The 19849-nt window shown below is 61.2% G+C and carries 16 protein-coding genes and 1 tRNA gene; 6 read left to right on the top strand and 11 right to left on the bottom strand.

Annotated elements, in window-relative coordinates; genetic code table 11:
* Window positions 1-291: 291 nt before the first annotated feature.
* The 4 genes from msrQ to clpB form a co-directional block, all read right to left on the bottom strand.
* A complete protein-coding gene (msrQ, locus tag FGE21_RS15610) occupies window positions 292-912 on the bottom strand; it encodes a protein-methionine-sulfoxide reductase heme-binding subunit MsrQ (RefSeq protein ID WP_139664358.1) in 621 nt (206 codons plus the stop codon).
* Entirely contained in the window at window positions 912-1823 is a 912-nt protein-coding gene (gene msrP / locus FGE21_RS15605) for a protein-methionine-sulfoxide reductase catalytic subunit MsrP (RefSeq protein WP_139664357.1), read from the bottom strand. Before msrP ends, msrQ begins: the two co-directional genes overlap by 1 nt.
* 71 nt (window positions 1824-1894) lie before the next feature.
* On the bottom strand, window positions 1895-3385 hold the full coding sequence (locus FGE21_RS15600) for an FMN-binding glutamate synthase family protein (RefSeq protein WP_139664356.1): 1491 nt from the start codon (window positions 3383-3385) through the stop codon (window positions 1895-1897).
* Between the two features lie 169 nt (window positions 3386-3554).
* Window positions 3555-6173 carry an ATP-dependent chaperone ClpB gene (clpB, locus tag FGE21_RS15595; protein ID WP_139664355.1) on the bottom strand — a complete coding sequence of 873 codons (2619 nt, stop codon included), beginning with the start codon at window positions 6171-6173 and terminating at the stop codon, window positions 3555-3557.
* A gap of 311 nt (window positions 6174-6484) precedes the next feature.
* Between clpB and pyrF the strand changes: the two genes are divergently transcribed.
* A complete protein-coding gene (gene pyrF, locus FGE21_RS15590) occupies window positions 6485-7216 on the top strand; it encodes an orotidine-5'-phosphate decarboxylase (RefSeq protein WP_139664354.1) in 732 nt (243 codons plus the stop codon).
* 356 nt (window positions 7217-7572) lie between these two features.
* On the opposite strand, the gene FGE21_RS15585 is transcribed toward pyrF, so the two are convergent.
* The gene (locus FGE21_RS15585) at window positions 7573-7989 is read right to left on the bottom strand and encodes an NUDIX hydrolase (protein ID WP_139664353.1); all 417 of its coding nucleotides are present in this window, start codon (window positions 7987-7989) and stop codon (window positions 7573-7575) included.
* Window positions 7990-8131: 142 nt separating this feature from the next.
* Here FGE21_RS15585 and FGE21_RS15580 point away from each other — a divergent pair, with 142 nt between their 5' ends.
* Window positions 8132-9406 (top strand): DNA polymerase IV, encoded by a 1275-nt coding sequence (locus tag FGE21_RS15580; protein ID WP_139664352.1) that lies wholly within the window; start codon window positions 8132-8134, stop codon window positions 9404-9406.
* A gap of 12 nt (window positions 9407-9418) precedes the next feature.
* On the opposite strand, the gene FGE21_RS15575 is transcribed toward FGE21_RS15580, so the two are convergent.
* The gene (locus FGE21_RS15575; protein WP_139664351.1) at window positions 9419-10279 is read right to left on the bottom strand and encodes an N-formylglutamate amidohydrolase; all 861 of its coding nucleotides are present in this window, start codon (window positions 10277-10279) and stop codon (window positions 9419-9421) included.
* 156 nt (window positions 10280-10435) lie between these two features.
* Here FGE21_RS15575 and FGE21_RS15570 point away from each other — a divergent pair.
* The 4 genes from FGE21_RS15570 (at window position 10436) to FGE21_RS15555 (ending at window position 13143) form a co-directional block, all read left to right on the top strand.
* A tRNA-Val gene (locus FGE21_RS15570) sits at window positions 10436-10510 on the top strand.
* Between the two features lie 83 nt (window positions 10511-10593).
* Entirely contained in the window at window positions 10594-10719 is a 126-nt protein-coding gene (gene ykgO, locus FGE21_RS15565; RefSeq protein ID WP_008562923.1) for a type B 50S ribosomal protein L36, read from the top strand.
* 283 nt (window positions 10720-11002) lie between these two features.
* Window positions 11003-12013, top strand: a complete 1011-nt coding sequence (locus tag FGE21_RS15560; protein WP_139664350.1) for a Fe(3+) ABC transporter substrate-binding protein — start codon at window positions 11003-11005, stop codon at window positions 12011-12013.
* Between the two features lie 266 nt (window positions 12014-12279).
* Complete coding sequence (locus FGE21_RS15555) at window positions 12280-13143, top strand: GTP-binding protein (RefSeq protein ID WP_176695456.1); 864 nt, start codon at window positions 12280-12282, stop codon at window positions 13141-13143.
* A gap of 40 nt (window positions 13144-13183) precedes the next feature.
* Here the strand turns inward: FGE21_RS15555 and FGE21_RS15550 are convergent, their stop codons facing one another.
* The 5 genes from FGE21_RS15550 to FGE21_RS15530 all read right to left on the bottom strand — a co-directional run bounded on the left by FGE21_RS15550 (window position 13184) and on the right by FGE21_RS15530 (window position 19643).
* A complete protein-coding gene (locus tag FGE21_RS15550; protein WP_255731615.1) occupies window positions 13184-14743 on the bottom strand; it encodes an iron ABC transporter permease in 1560 nt (519 codons plus the stop codon).
* 257 nt (window positions 14744-15000) lie between these two features.
* The gene (locus tag FGE21_RS15545; RefSeq protein ID WP_139664347.1) at window positions 15001-16221 is read right to left on the bottom strand and encodes a phenylacetate--CoA ligase family protein; all 1221 of its coding nucleotides are present in this window, start codon (window positions 16219-16221) and stop codon (window positions 15001-15003) included.
* Between the two features lie 17 nt (window positions 16222-16238).
* Entirely contained in the window at window positions 16239-17075 is an 837-nt protein-coding gene (locus FGE21_RS15540; protein WP_139664346.1) for an ABC transporter ATP-binding protein, read from the bottom strand.
* A gap of 119 nt (window positions 17076-17194) precedes the next feature.
* A complete protein-coding gene (locus tag FGE21_RS15535) occupies window positions 17195-18478 on the bottom strand; it encodes an ABC transporter substrate-binding protein (RefSeq protein ID WP_139664345.1) in 1284 nt (427 codons plus the stop codon).
* 88 nt (window positions 18479-18566) lie between these two features.
* The gene (locus FGE21_RS15530; protein WP_139664344.1) at window positions 18567-19643 is read right to left on the bottom strand and encodes a branched-chain amino acid ABC transporter permease; all 1077 of its coding nucleotides are present in this window, start codon (window positions 19641-19643) and stop codon (window positions 18567-18569) included.
* Between the last annotated feature and the right edge of the window lie 206 nt (window positions 19644-19849).

Genomic DNA, 19849 nt, shown 5'->3' with positions numbered 1-19849 from the left:
AAAATACCCGCAACCCCTTTTTTGCAAAACTGTCATTTTTTCAGCTTTTCCCGTCATACAGCCCTATTTTCAAGGGATTAGAGCTTCGGCATCGGGGCATTTCTCTCGCGTCTCCCCCCCAAAACTCTCCAACTTCTGCGGCCCGAAGGGCTGAATCACCAGCATTCCCGCCGACCCAGGCAGTCAAAAGCAGAATCTCCGGTGCCTGAGCCCGAGTCTCTGGGTCCGGCTCTCTGATGATTCCACGATGGCCGCCCACCCGGGCACAGGGACAGGCACAACGCCACTATGCTACTCACCAGAAATGTAGCGCGCCCGGCGGCCGAACTGCGGGAGGCGAAGCCTCGTCAGTAAAAGCAAGATGATCCCCGCGAGGTAGACGAGTGGTTCAAGCTGAAAGCCCTTGGCGAGCAAAACATAGTGGAGGCCCGCCAGCAGCGCAGCCGGGTAGCTCAGGCGGTGGAGGCGTCGCCACAAGGGGCCGAGCGCCCGAAGGGACGCCTGATTGGAGGTCACGGCGAGCGGAAGCAACACCACGAAAGCGGCCATACCGACGGTCACGTAGGGCCGCTTGGCAATATCCGCCAGAATTTGCGCCGGACTCTGCACGTCCAGAAACAGCCAGACCAGAAGATGCAGACCAGCATAGGCGAAACACAAAAGGCCCAGCGCCCGCCGGTGCTTCATCAGATTGAGGCCCAGATACCGGCGCAACGGGGTGACCGCCAGGCTCGCAACCAGGAACTGAAGCGCGAATTCGCCATAGCGATGCTCCAACGCCTTCACAGGGTCAGGCCCCAGCGCCCCGTTCAAAGCCAAGGCGAACCACCAGACCGCCGGAGCCAGCCCACACATATACACAGCCCAGGAGGGGACACGGCGCAGAAGGCCATTCAGGCGGCTCGCATCCATCAGAAGTCTTTCGACAGGTCCATGCCATCATATAGCGCGGCAACTTCGGCCTCATAGCCATTGAACATCAATGTGGGCTGACGGCGGGTAAACAGCCCGCCGCCGATCCGGCGCTCGCTGGCCTGGCTCCACCGGGGATGATCGACCTCCGGGTTCACGTTACTGTAAAACCCATACTCGCGCGCATTGGCCATGTTCCAGCTCGTTGCAGGTTCCTGATCTGTCAGGGTGATCTTCACCACTGACTTGATCGATTTGAAGCCGTATTTCCACGGCACGACAAGACGCAGCGGAGCCCCGTTCTGGTTGGGCAATGGCTTGCCGAAAATGCCGGTCGCCATGATCGTCAACGGGTGCAGCGCCTCGTCCAGCCGCAGCCCTTCACGATAGGGCCAGTCGAGAACTCCGTATCGGGTGCCCGGCATTTCTTCCGGGCGCAGGAGCGTCTCGAACGCGACATATCTGGCTTCGGATTGCACGCCCGCCAAGGCCAGGAGATCGGCAAGCTCGAACCCTTGCCACGGAACCACCATCGACCAGGCCTCGACGCAGCGGAAACGATAGATCCTCTCTTCGATCGACATCTCGGACATGATCTGATCGAAGTCATAGACGCCGGGGCGGTCCACCAGCCCGTCGATTTCTACCTGCCAGGGCGAGGTCGTCATCTGTCCCGCATAGGTGGCGGGGTCGGTTTTACCGGTGCCGAATTCATAGAAGTTGCAGTAGCTGGTGACGTCTTCCCAGGTGTTGGGCTCCAGCTCCGCACCCTCTGCCAAAGCTGCATTGCCGGCCCCGATCGCGCCCAGACCAACGCCGCCCAACCCGGCAAGAAGCCTGCGCCTGTTCCAGAACACGCCCTCAGGCGTGACATCGCGGTCAGTCAAATCGTTTTGCCAGCGGTGGGCCATGGGTACGCTCCTGCGGTTCGAGGGTCTCCTTCAGGTAACCCGTCCGGGCCTCAGAACAAAAACATATCCGCTCACATCTCCGCGACAGCACTGTAACTTGGCAGGATTTCATTCATCGGCCGCGATCCCCCGTCCTCCTGCACGATGCGCATATGGCGACGACGCATCTTGCGCGGTTCGTCGACACCAACAGAGTGGGCGATGGTCTCAACCTCGTGGATGACCTCCCGCGCATAGCGCGCCACCTTGAGGTATTTGTCTTCGACCACAAGCCCCTGCTGCAGGCGCGGATCATGGGTGGTAATCCCCGTCGGACATGTGTTGCGGTTGCACTTCAGCGCCTGGATACAGCCCAGCGAGAACATGAACCCCCGGGCGGATGTGACGAAATCAGCCCCCGCAGCCAAGGCCCACGCCACATCGCCGGGGTTCACCAGCTTGCCGCTGGCAATGAGGCGAATGCGGTCCTTGAAACCATATTCGTCGCGCAGGTTGCAGACCAGCGGCAAGGCCTCGCGCACGGACATGCCGACGAGATCAATCAATGGCATCGGCGCAGCCCCGGTGCCTCCCTCGCCGCCATCGAGGGTAATAAAGTCGGGCACATCCTCCGGGCGCGCGGCGAAGAACATGAACATTTCACGCAAGGCGGACTCGGACCCGGCAACCGTTTTGATGCCGACCGGCTTGCCCGAAATGCCCCGCACACGCGCCACCATATCGAGCAGTTCGTCATAGGTTGCGATGTCCGGGTGCCGGTTCGGGGAAATGCTCGCCTCGCCTTCCGGTATGCCCCTGATCGCCGCGATTTCAGCATTGACCTTTGCGGCAGGCAGAATGCCGCCCTTTCCGGGTTTGGCACCCTGAGCAAGCTTCAGTTCGAACATTTTAACCTGAGGGTTGCGGGCGATCTCTGTCAGGCGCTCTTCGCTCAGGTTGCCGAGTGCGTCCCGCACCCCGTATTTGGCGGTGCCGATCTGAAAAACGACGTCGCAACCACCGTCGAGATGAAAAGGGCTGAGCCCCCCCTCGCCCGTATTGAGCCAGACCCCTGCCTCTCGGGCGCCGCGGCTGAGCGCCATGACGGCAGGGCGGGACAGTGCACCGTAGCTCATACCCGAGATATTGAAAAAAGAGGGGGCATTATATGGGACCCGCGCCGTCGGGCCGATCAGCATCGGCTCCGTGCTGGCGTATTGGTCATCCAGAGGAGGAAAGGCCGCATTGACAAAAATCGGCGTCCCCGGCACCGCCATGTTCCGGGTGGAGCCGAAGGCCACGGTATTGGTCACCCCCGCACCGGCCCGCGCAATCCAGTCCCGCTGCGCCCGGTTGAACGGCAGTTCCTCACGGTCCATGGCAAAGAAATACTGGCGGAAGAACTCTCCGAGCGTGCTGAAGAGATGGCGGAACCGACCGAGCACCGGATAGTTGCGCCTGATCGCATCCTGCGACTGCGTGCGGTCGATAACGAACATCGCCAGCCCGATCAGGGCACAAGCCCCCAGCAGGCAGATGAAGACAACTGCCAGTACCGAAACCACATTCATCGCAAACCCCATGTCACTTCCCTACAAATCACCGCGCAACCCCAAATGAGGAACCACGCTATATCACGCAAAACCCATGACATCTGCATGGCATTCGCATCCAAGCGTCCCGAATTCTGCGCTCTGAACGCAAAACAGGGCCACCCTCTCGGATGGCCCTGTGTATCACATTCAACCGAACTCAGTGCACCACGGCATCATCCGGGCGCGGCCGGTCGCTGGTCCCCAGACGATCACCAATCACCAGACCTTCGGCCCCGGCAGAGACCGGAACAGTATCCCCGTCCCGAATGTCACCCGACAGGAGGGCTTCGGCCAGTGGGTTCTGAAGGGCCCGCTGGATCACCCGCTTCAGCGGCCGGGCACCGAATACCGGGTCATAGCCCTCATCCGCCAGCCAGGTCTTGGCGCCCTCGTCCAGCTCCAGCGTGATTTTGCGCTGAGCCAGACGCTTTGCCAGACGCCGCAGCTGAATATCGACGATTCCGCCCATATCCTGACGCCCAAGCCGGTCGAAGATCACGGTCTCGTCGAGACGGTTGAGGAATTCCGGACGGAAATGCGCCCGCACAGCGTCCATCACATCCCGTTTTGCATCCGCCGCATCGCTGCCGTCGGGCAATTGGCTCAGCGCCTGAGCCCCGAGGTTCGACGTCAGAATAATCAACGTCTGCTTGAAATCGACGGTGCGGCCCTGACCATCCGTCAGGACACCGTCATCCAGCACCTGCAACAGCACGTTGAACACATCCGGATGGGCTTTTTCCACCTCATCGAACAGCACCACCTGATAGGGGCGCCGCCGCACGGCCTCTGTCAGGGCACCGCCCTCGTCGTAACCGACATAGCCCGGAGGGGCACCGATCAGACGCGCAACACTATGCTTTTCCATGAACTCCGACATGTCGATGCGGACCATGGCGTTGTCGTCGTCGAACAGGAATTCGGCGACTGCCTTGGTGAGTTCCGTTTTCCCGACCCCGGTCGGGCCGAGGAACAGGAACGACCCGAGCGGGCGGTTCTCATCATTCAGCCCCGCACGGGCGCGGCGAACAGCGTTTGCAACGGCGGTCACGGCGGTGTTCTGGCCGATCACACGGGCATGCAGCCCCTCTTCCATGCGCAACAGCTTTTCACGTTCCCCCTCTAGCATCTTCGACATGGGGATGCCGGTCCAGCGCTCCACCACGGCCGCGATCTGTTCAGGCCGCACCGCCTCTTCGACCATCACCCCTTGTTCTTCCTTTTGCTCGGCTTCGGCCAGCTGCTTCTCAAGCTCGGGAATGACGCCATAGGACAGCTCGCCGGCGCGAGCGAGATTGCCTTCGCGCTTGGAAATGTCCAACTCGGCCCGCGCCTTGTCCAGTTGCTCTTTCAGATCACGGGCCGAGGCAAGCTTGTCCCGTTCCGCCTGCCATTGGGCGGTCATCTCGGCAGACCGCTCCTGCAGATCGGCGAGCTCTTTCTGGAGCTGCTCAAGACGGTCCCTTGAGGCGGCATCTTCTTCCAGCTTCAGCGCCTCATCCTCAATCTGCATCTGCAGGATCTGCCGGTCCAGCGCATCCAGCTCTTCGGGTTTGGAATCCACCTCCATGCGCAGCCGTGCCGCCGCTTCATCCACAAGGTCGATGGCCTTGTCGGGCAGGAAGCGGTCAGTGATATAGCGGTTCGACAAGGTGGCGGCCGCGACCAAGGATGCATCCGCGATCCGCACGCCGTGGTGCAGCTCGTATTTTTCTTTGATGCCCCGCAGGATAGAGATCGTGTCTTCCACCGTCGGTTCGGAGACCATGACCGGCTGGAACCGCCGCGCAAGGGCCGCATCCTTCTCCACATACTTGCGGTATTCATCCAGGGTCGTGGCACCGATACAGTGCAACTCACCGCGCGCAAGGGCCGGCTTGATCAGGTTCGCGGCATCCATTGCGCCGTCGGATTTCCCAGCCCCGACCAGCGTGTGCATCTCGTCAATGAACAAGATGACCTCGCCTGCGGCGTCCGTGACCTCATTGAGGATATTCTTCAGCCGCTCCTCAAACTCGCCGCGATATTTGGTGCCGGCGATCAGCGCCCCCATATCAAGGGCCAGCAGACGTTTGTCCCGCAGGCTCTCGGGGACGTCCCCGTTGATGATGCGCAAGGCCATGCCTTCGGCAATCGCCGTTTTACCGACGCCGGGTTCACCGATCATCACGGGGTTGTTCTTGGTGCGGCGCGACAGAACCTGCATGGCCCGGCGAATCTCATCGTCGCGGCCGATAATCGGATCGATCTTGCCCTGACGTGCCCGCTCCGTCAGGTCGAGCGTATATTTCTTCAGCGCTTCATAATTATCCTCGGCATTGGCCGAGTCAGCGGTTCGGCCCTGACGGATGTCATTGATGGCCTCGTTCAGCTTCTGTGCGGTCACATTGCCCGCATCCAGCGCGTCTTTTGCCTTTGATTTCACCAGCGCCAGCGCGGTCAAAACGCGTTCAACCGGCACAAAGCTATCGCCCGCCTTTTCAGCGATCTTTGCAGCCTCGTCCAAAACCTTTGCTGTCTGGCCATCCAGATAGACCTGGCCGGAATCGCCGGACACCTTGGGCAGCTTGCCCAACGCGACCTCGACCGCCTCGGCAACGCCTGCAGCATCGCCACCGGCGCGGGAAATCAGATTGGTCGCCATGCCCTGGTCATCGTCCAGCAGAGCCTTGAGTATATGCTCCGGGCTGAGCCGCTGGTGGCCTTCGCGCAAAGCAATCGTCTGAGCCGCCTGTACAAAACCGCGTGCCCGTTCAGTGAACTTGTTCAAGTCCATCGTCTTCTCCTCTTCACAAGCGCCCCGCCTGTGACCCTGCCCGCTTGGCAGCACAGGGTCGGTGTGGGCCTCGGGTATTGATGTGGGCATCCTGCCCGCATGTTCAAGCCCGTAGCTAACATATCAGAGATTGATGAACTTTGACCGGGATCAAATGAGACCAGACCAAATGAGACTGGGATCAAATCGCCTGGATCAAATCGCCCGCATCAAATCTCTGGGCTGGGGCCCTGCGCACCGCATCATTTCCCTTTTCCCAATGACCCAATGCCAGTAGGAAGCAGCAACCAAGCCCAAACCGGAGACCCCCGATGCAAAGCCCCGTTGCAGATGACCGCCTGATTGTTGCCATGGATGTGCCCAATGCCGTCGAGGGTCTGCATCTGGCAGAGCAGCTGGGGGATGCCGTTTCTTTCTACAAGATCGGTCTGGGGATGCTGACCGGGGGCGGGCTTGCGCTTGCCAATGAGCTGAAACAGGAGCACGGAAAACGCATTTTCCTCGACATGAAACTCTTTGATATCGGGGCAACGGTGGAAAATGCGGTACGGGGACTGGCGCAATTCGATCTGGATTTCCTGACCGTCCACGGCGACCCCTATGTGGTCCGCGCTGCCAAGGAAGGCGCTTCTGGCAGCGACATGAAAATCCTCGCGGTCACGATTCTCACATCCCTTGACCGGGAGGATCTGGACGGGGCCCTCATCAAACCAGGGCAAATCTCTGACCTGGTGCAGGAGCGCGCCGCAAACGCGCTCGCGGCGGGTGCGGACGGGGTGATCGCCAGCCCGCAGGAAGCGGCGCTGATCCGTGCCCTGCCGGAGGCTGAAGGCAAGTTGATCGTGACTCCCGGGGTGCGCCCGGTTGGCGCGTCCCTTGGCGATCAGAAACGTATTGCCACCCCGGCGCAGGCTCTTGCGGCGGGTGTCGATCACATCGTCGTCGGGCGCCCGATCTGGACAGCGAAAACCCCTCGGGGCGCGGCAGAAGCAATTCTGGCGGAAATGAACAGCCCCCAGGCCAAGTCCCCGAACCGGAGCTGAGCGCCCTCTGCCTATTAAACGGGCGAATTTGCACTTGGGCCTGCCGCCGCAACCCAAACGCAAAAACAGGGCGTGACGCAGGGGCAAGGCGCGAAGATCAAAGAACAATCTCAGGATGTACGTGTTCGAATTCTGATATTGCCTCCCCCGCCACGTGACTTGGAAACCACAGGTGCGGGGCATAAATGTGTAATTTTCACCCCTGAAGCTTTGCCAAACGGGCAAAAGTGTTCGATTCTGAAGGGGAGACACTCCCCTGACGTTGACCTCTTCCTGAGTGACGTCACCTCCCCCCGCCTCTTGTGCGGGGGTCTTTCTTTGCAAAAGCTCTTTCTCTGGCAAGGCGCGCAGCCGCTTTATCGCTGTGGCGCGCCCATTTTGGACAGGTAGTCCTGCAACCTGGACTTGAAATTCGGAATGCCGAGCGGATGAGACAAGTAGTCTTGCGGTGCCATCAGCTCCCACCCCTGCCCTTCATTGCCAAACCGGATGTCATCGACACTGGACATGTCCAGATGAGCCGCGAAAAACCAGCTATGCCCCTCCTCGTTCGGATAGCAGCGGGCGTGCGTCAACTGCGGCCGGAGCAGCCGCAGGCCGACCTCCTCTTCGGTTTCGCGCAGGACACAGTCCTCGGGATCCTCGTCGCCCTCGCGCCCTCCTCCGGGGAAATCCCAATAGCCGGGGAACGGAATGTCCGTTCGCTCATCCCGCAGGATGACCAGAAGGTGGTGGCCCAGGAACAGGGCCAGTTTCGCTCCGATGAAGTGCATGATATGAAAGAGCCTCCGCACAGCTGTATGTTTCAGGCGCTGAGGCCGACGCTACCCCCTGCACAACCGGTATGCACCCCTGTTTCATCCTTGCTGCATCTCTGTGCGTCCGCTTTTCGCCGAGTTTTCTGCCGAGTTCGCCATGCCGCCCGCCCTTTGTCGTGATTGCCTGCACAGCTTTGACCTGCCCGCGGCGCGTCGCGTGCAGCGTCATTGCCCGCTGTGCCGCAGCCCCCGCATCAAATCCCACCCGGAGCTGTTCTCGCTCAGCATTGCCCACATGGACTGCGATGCCTTCTACGCCAGTGTTGAAAAACGCGACAACCCCGAGCTGGCGGACAAGCCCGTCATTATCGGCGGCGGCCACCGGGGCGTCGTTTCGACGGCCTGTTATGTGGCGCGCATCCGCGGCGTCCGCTCTGCCATGCCGATGTTTCAGGCCCTGAAACTCTGCCCCGATGCGGTGGTCATCAAACCCCGAATGGAGGCCTACGTCGAGACCAGCCGCGCCATCCGTCAGATGATGGATGAACTGACGCCGGAGGTCGAACCCCTGTCGCTGGATGAGGCCTTCATGGACCTCTCCGGCACCGAACGGCTGCACGGCGCCCCGCCTGCGGTCATGCTGGCCCGGCTGGTCAAACGGATGAAGGATGAACTGGGCATCACCGGTTCAATCGGCCTCAGTCACAACAAGTTCCTCGCCAAGGTGGCTTCGGATCTCGACAAGCCCCGTGGATTCGCCGTGATCGGTGCCGCCGAAACCGCCGAGTTTCTGCGGGACAAACCGGTGCGCCTGATCTGGGGCATCGGACCGGCCGCGCAGACTGCGCTGGATGCTGCAGGGATTCGGTCGATTGGCGATCTGCTCCGGTGGGAGCGGCAGGATCTCCACCACCGTTTTGGCTCCATGGGCGACCGGTTGTGGCATCTGGCGCGCGGCGAGGATCGGCGCCGGGTGTCCGCCCGGGCCTCTGTCAAATCGATCTCCAAGGAGACGACGTTTTTCGAGGACACGATGCATATGGAGGTGCTTGATGGCCACCTCTGGCGTCTGGCCGAACAGGTCTCTGACCGCGCCAAGGCCAAAGCCCTGGCCGGCCGCGTTGTGACCCTGAAGCTGAAGCGCGCCAATCATTCCTCGCTCACCCGGCGTCAATCCCTGCACAGTCCGACGCAAACGGCCGATCAGATCTATCGCACAGCGCGGGCCCTGCTGGATCAGGCGATCTCACAGGGGCCTTTTCGCCTGCTGGGATGCGGTATCAGCGAATTGGTGCCCGAGGCGCAGGCAGATCTGGCCGCGGATCTGCTTGACCCCGGCGCCGAAAAACGGGCCAACGCAGAACGGGCGGCCGATGAAATCCGAAAACGATTTGGCAAAGCGGCGATTCTGAAAGGGCGCGCCTTGCGCTGAGGGCGGGTCCGATTACTCTGCGGCCATGGGCTGACTGTCGGAGCCCTGCTCTGCAATCTCGCGCAGGGCCTGGGTCAACCTTGCACGCACCTCCTCAAACTGGCCATTTGGCCGGATATGGACCTCATCCATATAAAGCGAGCGATCAATCTCGACCTGCACCGCATGCTGGCCCCGCGATGGCCGCCCGTAGGTCTGGGTGATGTAGGCTCCGGCAAAGGGCGAGTTGCGCGCGACACGAAACCCCGCCGACGCAAAGGCGGCCTCAACGCGGTCCACAATGGCACCCTGCGCAGCCGCCCCGAACCGATCGCCCAACACGATTTCCGGCCGACGCGCGCGCAGCATCGCGACGCTCTCGACTGCTTCATGTGGCATGGAATGACAATCGATCAGGATCGTTTCGCCGAATCGGGCGTGCGCGGCATCCAGCAGGCGCTGCAAGGCGGCGTGATAGGGAACCCAATACTGGTTGATTCGGGCACGGGCCTCCGTCAGCGGGATTTTTCCGCGATAGATTGTGCGCCCGTTGGACACCACACGGGGAATCACACCCAGCCCCGAGGCCACGCGCGGATTCTGTCCGCGCCGCGTCACCCCCTCGATCAAAGCCGGATCCAGCTCGTCTGACGCGCGGTTGAAATCGACAAAGGCCCTTGGCACGCGCGCCGTCAGCATTGGCATTCCCAACTGCGGTGCAGCGGAAAACAGGCCGTCTACAAAGGCATCCTCGCTGCTTCGCAGCCGTTTCGCATCGAGAATGGACTGTTCCACAAAGGCTTGCGGATAATTTGCGCCACTGTGTGGTGATGCAATCACCACCGGTGATCGCCATACCTGTGGCATCTCAATAGAATATGCCGACCCTGACATACGCGCTCCGCCTCCTGCCTGATGAACACAGCATAGAGTTTATATTTCTGTGGCAAAAGCTCTTGCGCCCACAATCGACTCCTTTTATAGACCCCTTCACCGACCCGAAGCGATGTGCCAATCGGCGCAGCCAAGACGTTTTGATGTTGGTATCATGGGCGGTTAGCTCAGCGGTAGAGCACTTCGTTGACATCGAAGGGGTCACAAGTTCGATCCTTGTACCGCCCACCATGATTTCGCTGTTCTGGTCGGCAACGTCCAGAATGCCCCGCAAACCCAGGCGCTGGTTCGCGCCGCAGAAAAGGAGAGAGGCCATGAAGGTCAAAAACTCACTCCGCTCGCTGAAGAACCGGCACCGCGATTGCCGGGTTGTGCGCCGCAAGGGCCGCGTTTACGTGATCAACAAGACCCAGCGTCGCTTCAAAGCCCGTCAGGGCTGAGCACCGAGCTTGTGAAGCCTCGAAAGAGGCTCCGGAAAACCGCATCTTTGGGTGCGGTTTTTTGTTGTTCAAAGCCTTCCAAGGCGCCAATCGACGCCCCGCGCCACGCCTAAACCCGGCCCCGCGACAGGCGTGGTGATCAACGCCGTGATCAAATTTCCGACAGATATGGTTTGTTTCCCCTTCCTTTCCCCACCCAATGCTTTAATCGACTAAAGCACTCGGATTTGACAAGAGGAGGTCAACGTCCGGGTGAAAGCGACAAAACAGGGAAGGAAACCTCATGAAATCGAACGTTTTTGCCACCATCATTGCCGCCAGTTTTGCAACGTCCGTTGCCGCCGACGGTGTGGTCAATCTGTATTCCTCGCGTCACTATGACACCGATGAACGGCTCTACAGCGACTTTGAAACGGCGACGGGAATCACCATAAACCGGATCGAGGGGAACGCGGACGAACTGATCGCGCGGATGGAAGCCGAAGGCGCCAACTCTCCTGCGGACGTCTTGATCACGGTCGACACCTCCCGACTGGCGCGGGCCAAGAATGCAGGTATCCTGCAGGCGATCGACAGCCCGGAACTGGAAGAAAAGATCCCCGCCAACTTGCAGGACAAGGACAATCAGTGGTTTGGCTTCTCGCAACGGGCGCGGATCATCTTTTTCGCCAAGGACAGCGTCGATACCCCGCCTGCGACCTATCTGGACCTTGCCGATCCGGCCTACAAAGGCAAGGTTTGCATCCGGTCGTCGACCAACACCTATAACCAGACCCTGCTTGCATCGATCATCGCCAACCATGGCGAAGAGGCCGCCACTTCCTGGGCCGAGGGTGTCGTGTCCAACATGGCCCGCGCGCCACAGGGCGGTGATACCGATCAGCTGCGCGGTCTGGTGTCCGGCGAGTGCGAGATCGCTGTCTCCAACAGCTATTATTTCGCCCGCGCCATGCGCAAGGATGTCAAAGGCGTGTCGGCTGACCTCGACAAGATCGGCTGGGTATTCCCGGCGCAGGACGCCGAAGGCGCGCACATGAACCTGTCAGGTGCCGGTGTGGCGGCGCATGCCCCGAACCGCGAGAACGCCATCAAGTTCCTGGAATATCTGGCATCCGATCAGGCGCAGCAGTATTTCTCCAACGGCAACGACGAATTCCCCGCAGTGGCGGATGTTGAGCTGGCCGAGAATGTTGCCAAATTGGGCGAGTTCAAAGCAGACGATGTGAACCTGTCGGACGTGGCGGAGAACATTCCAACAGCACAGAAGATCTTTAACGAGGCGGGCTGGGAATAATCCTTCCCGTCCCGGTGACATGATCCGCACAGGCGTGGCTTCGGCTGCGCCTGTGTTCGCGTACGGACCAGAGTATTGCGGTGCGCATCTTCCCGGGCAATCAGGACCCGCGGGCGCGGGAGCGGCGCACAAGGTTGGTCTGGACCGGACCCCTCTGACCTTCTATAGGTCGCGCCAAGCAAAACCCAGAGATTGCACAGTCAGACAGTAGGGAGCGCGGCCGCTATGCCGAATGCAAAACAGCTCGTGCGCCGGGAGCGGTCCTGATGCGCATTCCGGTTACAATCGTCAGCGGCTATCTCGGTGCCGGCAAGACGACGCTGATCAACACGCTGCTGCGCGAAGAACACGGGTTGCGTCTGGCGGTGCTGGTCAATGACTTCGGCAGCATCAATATCGACGCCGCATTGATCGAAAGCGATACCGTCGACAGCATCGCGCTGAGCAACGGCTGTGTGTGCTGCTCCCTGAGCGACGATCTACTACAGAGCGTCAACCAGCTGCTGGCCACAGGCCACAAACCCGATCACATCCTGATTGAGGCCAGCGGCGTCGCAGAGCCGGTCGCCATCGCCAATGCGCTGCTTGGGGACAGCCGTCTGAGCTATGCCGGAATCATCACGGTTGCGGACGGCAGGAACATCGAAGCCCTGCTCGACGATTCCCTGCTCGCGCCGCAGGTGTCACAGCAGATCCGTGCAGCCGACCTTGTCCTGATCAGCAAACTTGATGACGCGCCCAGCGAGCCGCTTTTGGAACACTTGGCGGCCAATGGTGCCCGCTCGCCTCTTCGGATCGACGATATTGCGCTCTCTCAGATGCTGTTTGACATCGTGCCGCTGCCGCGAGGGGCCACGCCCGCACCGCACCCCGGCTACGTCAGTTGGCAACACCGGAGCGACCGTGTGCTGGACCGCCGTGCGCTTGGCGACAAGCTGGCGGAGCGCCCCGAAGGCCTCTACCGGATGAAGGGCTTTGTGCTCACATCCGGCGGCGCATACGAACTCCATATTGTCGGACGCCATGTCGAGGCCCGGCGTTGCGATGCCTCCGAAACCATTCTTGTGGGATTGGGGCCGGAAAAAAGAGTCACCCGGACCGAAATCGAAAACTGGTGGTCCGGCGCGTGACCTGTCTCCGGCCGGCGTAGCAGCACCCGGCCCGGAGCGACTAGCGCCGCTTGCCCACCTGGCGGCAGATCAGGACCACCGGCAGCAAGCCGACCGCCATTATCACCAAAGAGGGCACCGCCGCCCCTTCCAGCCGTTCGTCGGCGGCCAACCGATGGGCCTGCACCGCCAATGTGTCAAAGTTGAACGGGCGCATGATCAACGTCGCGGGAAGCTCTTTCATCACGTCGACAAACACGATCAAAAGCGCGGTCAGAAGGCTCGGCGTCAGGATCGGAAGGTGCACCCGCCGCAGCATCCCCATCGGGCTCTGTCCCAAAGAGCGTGCAGCGGCATCCATATTGGCGTGAACAGTGGCCTGACCGCCCTCATAGGCGCCGAGGGCCGCGGCCATGAAACGCACCAGATAGGCCAGGATCAAAAGCCAGATTGACCCGGTCACCAACAAGCCGGTGCGAATTCCGAAATTCACCTGCATCCAGGCGTCCAATGCGTTGTCAAAGGCCGCGAAGGGCACCATCAGCCCCACCGCGATCACGCCGCCCGGCACCGCATAGCCGAGACGGGACAGGTAAGCCGCCGTCCCTGACAGCCTGCCCGGTCTCAGCCGCTGATAAAACCCGAGGCTGATAGCCGCCACAAGGGTCAGCGCCGCCGCAATACTGGCCAAAGTCAGGGAATTGCTGATGAAGGCGATATAGCGACGGCTCAGCAGGTTTTGTTCCGACTGCAGCCCCATGAGCGACAGGCTGATCAGTGGCAGCAGGAACCCCAGCGCCACCGGCAGCGCACAGAGCATCATCACCCCAATCGCCTTGCCGCCTTTCAGCTCCACAGGGGGCAGCGCCGCCTGTTGCTTGCCCGCATGATGATAGCGCGCCTTGCCCCGGCTGACCCGCTCGGCCACCGCAAGCAGCAACGCAAAGCTCAGCAGGCACAGGGCGAGTTGCGCCGCGCCGGAGCGGTCGCCGATGGAAAACCAGCTGGTATAGATCCCGGTCGCAAAGGTCTGCACGCCGAAATAGGCGACAGTGCCGTAATCTGCGATGGTCTCCATCACCGCCAGCAGCACGCCGGAGGCGACGGCAGGGCGGGCCATTGGCAGGCTGACGCGCCAAAACGCCCGCCACGAGCTGTCCCCCAGCGCGCGCGCCGCCAAAAAGGCGCTGGCACTCTGTTGCAGGAAGGCCGCCCGCGCCAACAGATAGACATAGGGATAAAGCACCAGCACCAGCATCAAGGCCGCACCGCCAAGCGAGCGGATCTCCGGGAACCAGTAGTCGCGCGGGCCCCACCCGGTCACATCCCGTAGCGTGGACTGCACGATGCCCGGATGATCCAGCAGGAATGTATAGGCATAGGCGAGCACATAGGCAGGAAACGCCAGGGGCAAGACCAGAGCGACCTCAAAGATCCGCACCCCCGGAAACCGGGTCATGGTCACAATCCAGGCCGCACCAACGCCGACTGAAAAGGTCCCGATGGACACCAGCGCCACCAGATACACCGTGGTCAGCGCATAGCGGGGCAGCACGGTTTCCGCGAGATGAGAGATCGTCGCGATGCCGCCGGACCCCGCCGCAATCGCCACCGCGACCATCGGCAGCAAACAGGTCAGTGCAACACTCCAGGCCACGATCGCAAAGCCCCGTGTTCCCCGAGGATAGGGCGGGCTGACCGGGGTGCGAGCTGGCCTTTTCTGCGTCGGGCTTGCGTCTGTCATTCATCCTGCCTGTAACAGTGCCAGTCCTGTTTCAAGCATTTCCGCCAAAAGTTCCAGCGTGAAACCACCGCTGTGACGGCCAGTCAGCAGCGGCGGGATCTGTAACAGGGCCCAAGAGCCCGAACAGCCGGGCCTCAGTCGTATTTGCGCTGATCCTCGATCACCAGACCATCCTTGGGCAGGCTGCCGGGCGCCACAATATCGACCGTTCCCTTCAGCTTCAGCACATCAACAACGGAGCGTGCGAAACTGGTCGCATCCCCGCCATTGGCCTCGATACGGACGGTCATCATGTCCATCTCCCCCTCGCGGGAGGCCACGACCCGGGCCTTGACGATCTCGTCATGCTTGTCGACCAGCGCCGCAACCTGTTCTGGCCGCACGAACATGCCCTTGATCTTTGTTGTCTGATCCGCACGGCCCATCCAGCCCCTGATCCGCATATTGGTGCGGCCACAGGGGCTCTCGCCGGGCATGACGGCGGACAGGTCGCCAGTGGCAAAGCGGATCAGCGGATAATCCGGGTTGAGCGTGGTCACCACGACCTCGCCCACCTCTCCCGGTGCAACCGGCGTGCCGGTCCCGGGCGTCACGATCTCCACGATGACCCGCTCGTCCACGATCATCCCCTCCATCGCCGCGCTCTCGTAGGCGATATTTCCCAGATCCGCCGTCGCATAGCATTGCAGACAGGAAATACCCCGATCCGCATAATCCTTGCGCAGGCTCGGGAACAGCGCGCCGCCCCCGACCGCGGCCTTGCGGAAGCCAAGTTCCACCCCCATCGCCTCGGCCTTGTCCAGAATGACCTTCAGATAGTCTGGCGTGCCTGCATATGTCGTCGCGCCGACATCACGGGCGGCCGTGACCTGCAGCTCGGTCTGGCCGGTCCCGGCAGGCAATACAGCCGCACCGACGGCCCGTGCGCCGCTTTCAAAGATCATGCCCGCCGGCGTCAGATGGTAGCCAAAGCAGTTCTGCACCACATCTCCGGCACCGACGCCCGCCGCATGGAGAAACCGCCCCATGCGCCACCAGTCATGTTCCAGGCCACCCGGCTCGTAGATCGGCCCAGGGGATTGAAAGATATGGGCAAACCCATGCGCAGGCTTCACAGTGAAGCCGCCGAACGGCGGATGCTGCGCCTGCGAAGCGCTCAGGTCCGCCTTGCGCAACACCGGCAGTTTTGCCAGATCCTCCACCGAGGCGATACGGGCGGGATCCACATCCGCCAGCAAGGCGGCAAAGCCGGGCGCGGATTTGGCACGGGCAATCTGCTCGGGCAATTCACGGGCCAGATCTGCGGCGCGCGCATCGCTGCTGCGCGTTTCCAGTGCATCAAAGTAAGTCGTCATGACGTGTCCTTCCCGCTTCAGCTCAGCCACCTCTTGCGACGGCGGTATGACCGCACATCACGGAAACTCTTGCGACCCTCGTCCGACATCCCGAGGTAGAACTCCTTGACGTCGGGGTTCTCGCGCAGCTCGGCGGCCGGGCCGTCCATCACCACTCTTCCGGATTCCAGAATGTAGCCATAATGGGCATAGCGCAGCGCCACATTGGTGTTCTGCTCTGCCAGAAGGAACGTCACGCCTTCCTTCTCGTTGATCGATTTCACGATCTGGAAAATCTGCTCCACCAATTGCGGGGCCAGACCCATTGACGGCTCGTCGAGCAGGATCGTCTCGGGGCGGCTCATCAATGCGCGCCCCATCGCCACCATTTGCTGCTCGCCGCCCGAGGTATAGCCCGCCTGGCTCTTGCGGCGTTCCTTCAGGCGCGGAAAGTAGGTATAGACCATTTCCAGATCCTCCTGGATCCGGGCGCTGCCATCGTTGCGGGTATAGGCACCCGTCAGGAGGTTTTCCTCGACTGTCAGATGCTCAAAGCAATGGCGCCCCTCCATGACCTGGATCACGCCCTTGCGCACCAGATCGGCCGGGTCCTGCGCCTGCACATCCACGCCGCGATAGAGAACCGACCCTTTGGTGACCTCGCCCCGCTCGGAGTGCAAAAGGCTGGAAATCGCCTTCAGAGTCGTGGTCTTGCCGGCACCGTTGCCTCCTAAAAGCGCGGTGATCCCGCCCTTTGGCACCTTGAGGCTGACGCCTTTCAGAACAAGGATCACGTGATTGTAGATCACCTCGATATTGTTGACCTCGAGCAGTGTTTCCACCTGCGCGTCTGTCGTGTGGGCCGCATCCAGCATATCGATCGCCTATTCCTTCACAGTTGTCCCGTCGGGACGGTTCGAATCCGGCAAACTGTGGCCGTATCAGAGGTGTCAGTGTCCGCGCCGGGGGTGGATGCCCCGGCGCGGCGCGCGCATCAGTTGCAGCGCTCTTCGATGTTGGCTTCGGCCGCATAGGAGGCAGAATCCTCGGCAACCAGTGCCCCGATGACGTCGACATCCGTCGGGTTGAAGCCCGAGATCATCGACCAGGTCTGCGTGTCCGCGTCCCACTGGGTCATACCAACAAGACCAGGACCGCCGTGGTTTTCACAAGAGACCGAAAAGGACGGGCCAAAGCTGGGCATGCCAAGTTCCGTCATCAGCTCCTGGGTGATTTCCAGCGCTTCCATGCCGTCCCGCATCATCCCCGCGTCGATATCGGCAACACCGTGAATTTCCTGCGCTTTCTTGGCCGCTTCTACAGCGAGCATCGCCGCGTAAAAGCCACGGTTATAGAGCACATTCCCGATCTGATCCCCGGCGCCCGCTGCCAGCCCTTTGTCCACGACATAGGTCTGCACATCGTCAAACACCGGGAAATCCCGACCAACATTGTGGAAGGTGATCGCCTTGTAACCGTCGGCCTTCGCGCCGGCCGGGATCACATCGTGTTCGGCACCGGACCACCATACACCGATGAAATTCTCCATCGGGAAACGGATGTTGGCGGCTTCCTGTACGCCGACCTGGTTCATCACACCCCAGCCCCACATCACCACATAGTCGGGACGATCGCGGCGGATCTGCAGCCACTGGGATTTCTGTTCCTGACCGGGATGGTCCACCGGCAGCAGGCTCAGCTCAAAGCCATGCTTCTTGGACAGCTCTTCCAGCGTGCGGATCGGCTCCTTGCCATAGGCGGAGTTGTGGTAGACCAGCGCGAGCTTCTTGCCTTTGATGTCGCCTGCGTTCTCTTCCAGCAGGTAGTTGACCACCCCGGACGCCCCGTCCCAATAGTTGGCGGGATAGTTGAACACATTGCTGAAAACCTTGCCATTGGCGGCTGATGTCCGGCCATAGCCCATGGTATGCATTGGGATCCCGTCGGCCGTCGCTTTGGGAATGAGCTGATAGGTGATCCCGGTCGACAGCGGCTGATACACCAACGCGCCTTCGCCCTTGGTGGACTCGTAGCACTCCACGCCTTTTTCGGTGTTGTAACCGGTTTCGCATTCGACCACGCGGGCCTTGACGCCACCGATCCCACCGTCACGCTCGTTGATGAGGGTGAAATAGTCATTGTAGCCATCAGAGAACGGGATACCGCCCGCCGCATAGGGACCCGTGCGATAGCTCAGATCCGGGAATACCAGGTCGGCCATAGCGGGGCCGGCCATCATCAGCGCACCAAGCGCCAGTGTCGTCAGTTTCAGTTTCATCGGGTGTCATCCTCCCTTGAATTTTTCCGATGTGTGCAGGATCGGGGCCGGCCTCCTCCGACAGGCCCCGCCGAGTGTCATGTCCCGGTTAGTGCGGGAAGGGCCAAAGCCGCAGCTTCTCCTTTGCCACCCGCCAGAGCTGAGCCAGCCCGTGCGGTTCAAGGATCAGGAAGGTCACAATCAACGCGCCGACGATCACCAGCTGGAAATGGGCGACGATATCCGTCGGCCAGCCCAGCATGTCGACGCCGACCACTTTGAGAACCACAGGCAGGAGCACCAGGAATGCCGCCCCCGCAAAGGAGCCAAAAATCGACCCCAATCCGCCGATGATCACCATGAACAGGACGAGGAACGACTTGTTGATCCCGAATGCCTCGCCGACTTCGACCGCGCCGAGGTAGACCGAAAAGAACAGCGCCCCCGATATGCCGACGAAGAACCCCGAGACCGCAAAGGCCGTCATCTTGGCTTTCAGCGGGCTGACCCCGATGATTTCGGCCGCAATGTCCATGTCCCGGATCGCCATCCATGTCCGCCCCTGCGTCCCGCGCGTCAGATTGCGGGCCACGACGGCACAGAAGGTCACAAAGATCAGACAGAACATATAAGTAGCCCAGGCCGGAGCATTCGGACCGGTGACAATGATGCCAAAGACCTCGCGTTCGGGCGCATTGATCTGGCCTGACGCGGAGTAGTTGTAAAACCACGGGACCCGATTGAAGAGCCACACCAGAAAGAACTGGGCCGCGAGCGTTGCCACCGCGAGGTAAAACCCCTTGATCCGGAGCGAGGGCAGGCCGAACAGCACGCAGATCAGCGCGGTGATCCCCCCGGCCAGCAGCACATGGATGAACATCGACACGTCCGGAAAGGCTGTCATCAACTTGTAGCAGGCATAGGCCCCGACCGCCATGAACCCGCCCGTCCCGAGACTCACCTGCCCGCAGTATCCGACCAGAATATTCAGCCCGATTGCGGCGATGGCATAGATCAGAAAGGGCAGCAGGATGGCATTGGCCCAGTAGTCGTTAACGAAGAACGGGATCACCCCGTATGCGACGGCCAGGACGGCAAAGTAGCGATAGCGGTCAAACCGGATCGGAAAGGTCTGGCTGTCCTCGACATAGGAGAGTTTGAAATCTCCGGCTTCACGATAGAACATGGCTCAGAGGCTCCCTGTATTTACGTTATAATTGCTCACCTGGCCCCGCCGAGACAGGAGCGGGGACCGTCCCCTAGACAGCCCCCATGTCGAGGCGAAAGCGCGTTTCAGGCCTCGGCGAGGCCCCTTCACACGCGCCGGAGGGGCGGTGACCCGGTCAAGCGGCAGGCTCTTCGCGCCACGGACGCCGTTAACCATTTCGTCAG

Origin of the sequence: Phaeobacter sp. B1627, from assembly GCF_006265095.1 — a bacterium.
Lineage (GTDB): Bacteria > Pseudomonadota > Alphaproteobacteria > Rhodobacterales > Rhodobacteraceae > Epibacterium.
The sequence above is the reverse complement of the archived record's forward strand: the minus strand, read 5'-3'. Positions and strand labels throughout refer to the sequence as shown.